This is a genomic window from Stenotrophomonas sp. Steno-Z2 (assembly GCF_056393235.1).
On sequence record NZ_JBWJOY010000020.1, the window covers coordinates 1 to 1,913 of the forward strand.

1 protein-coding gene and 1 pseudogene are annotated in these 1,913 nt (G+C 66.2%); both read right to left on the minus strand.

What is annotated here, in order from left to right:
* The coding region (locus tag AC06FP_RS16815; protein ID WP_478076333.1) for a putative Ig domain-containing protein at positions 1-1,780 on the minus strand (1,780 nt) is incomplete at its 3' end.
* 33 nt (positions 1,781-1,813) lie between these two features.
* A pseudogene (locus AC06FP_RS16820) lies at positions 1,814-1,900 on the minus strand (hypothetical protein); the annotation flags it as partial.
* Between the last annotated feature and the right edge of the window lie 13 nt (positions 1,901-1,913).

A 1,913-nucleotide genomic window follows, 5' to 3' on the forward strand; every position in this document is an offset into this window, starting at 1 on the left:
AGGACGAGTAGTTGAAGTTCCTGGCGGCAACCACCTGCCCGTTTTCCAGCACGCCGTTGTTGACCACCACGCGGTTGAGCCGGTCGTAGGCGTACCAGGATTCCTGCACGTTCGGTGCGGCCGCCGCCAGCGGCGCGATGCCGGCGGAGCCTGCGCCGGCGGCTTCCGGCGCAGCCTCGCCTTCCGTCGCCGGGGTCTCGTCGGCGACGAACGCCTGCAGTGGCATGCGCAGCGGGTCCGTGGGATTGCGGGGGTCGTAGTAGTCATACTCGGAGCTGACGGTGAAGGTCAGGTCCACGTATGCGCCGCTGGGATCGGTCGCGCGGATCTTGATCGTATGGCTGGCGTAGGTGCGGCTGTCGTTGTTGACGCCGATGAACTGGTGGCCGTACTGGCTGTAGGAATAATCAAGCCATGCCGGTTTCTGGAGGACCGTGTAGGTAAGCGGATTGTTGTCCGGGTCGGTGAAGGTATCCACCGGCAAGGTGAAGCTTTCCGGGTAGACCACCCAGCGGTTGGTCGAGAAGAAGTGGTAGGCAGGCGACGGCGGCTGCTTGTTGACCACCGGGGCGCGGTTGGGCACCGGCACGGCGCTGACCGTCACCGTGAAGCTGCGCGACACGCTGCCGCCGCGGCCATCATTGGCGGTGATGGTGACGGTATAGGCGCCTGCGGTTGTCGGCGTGCCGCTCAGGACGCGGCTGCTGGTGTTGAATGACAGGCCCGCAGGAAGCCCGGTGGCGCTGTAGGTGAGACTGTCATTGTCCGCATCGGAGAATACCGGCACGCCGTAGCTGAAAGCCGTGCCTACCATTGCGGACTGGTTGGGGATGGTCGGCGCGGTCGGCGCGGTGTTGGCCTGCACCGTCAGGGTGAAGTTGGCGCTGGTTGTCCCGCCATTGCCGTCATTGGCGGTGATGACGAGGGTATAGGTACCGGCGGTCGCCACCGTGCCACTGAGCACCCGGGTGCTGGCGTTGAAGGTCACGCCCGCCGGCAGGTTGCTGGCCGAATAGGTCAACGCGTCCCCGTTGGGGTCGCTGAACACCGGGATGGTCTTGCTCCAGGACACGCCTGATTTGACCGTCGCGCCCAGCTGGGCCGACATCTCAGGCGGCAGATTGGTCTTCACGCCGAAGATTCCTTCGGCGGTTCCCCCATTGCCATCGCTGGCGATGATCTTTACCCGGTAATTGGCCAGCAACATGGGCGACCCGCCCTGCACGGGGTGTACGGGGCCGTAGAAGACCGGCGGAACGCCGCTGATGGTGCCGGTGCTGGCATTGATGGTGAGACCGGTACTCATGGTGAACCAGCTGGGTTCGACCCAGCGCACCGACCAGGCGGCGTCGGCAGCGTCCCAGTAGTACTCCGTGTAACCCGGCTGTTCGACCATCAACGAATAGCTCAGGGCGTCGCCGTTGGCATCGGTGAAGGTGCCCGCGGGCAACGGCCAGGACACCGTCTCGCCCTTCTGCACGGTTTTCGCGGCCAGCCCGCCCGCGTAGACGGGAGCGTTGTTGACCACGCCCAGGATGAAACTGGTGCTGCGGCTGCCGCCGTTGCCGTCGACGACGCTGACGGTGATGGTGTGGTTGCCCAGTACCGTGGGCGTGCCGCTGAGGGTACGCGTGCCGGCATTGAAGCTGATGCCGGCCGGCAGCGTGCCCACGCTGTAGGTCAGCGCATCGCCATTGGCGTCGCTGAAGGTGCCTGCGGGTATCTGGTAGCTCCAGGCGTTGTTGCGGCTGGCGCTCTGGGCAGGGATGGTGGCCGCCACGACCGGCGCCACGTTCGGCGTGGTGACGGTGAAGGCCCTGCTGACCGTGGCGCCGGAGGGGTCGGTGGCGGTGACCGTGATGGTCCAGCTGCCCGCCGGCTTCGGCGTGCCGCTGAGCACGCGGGTACTGGCG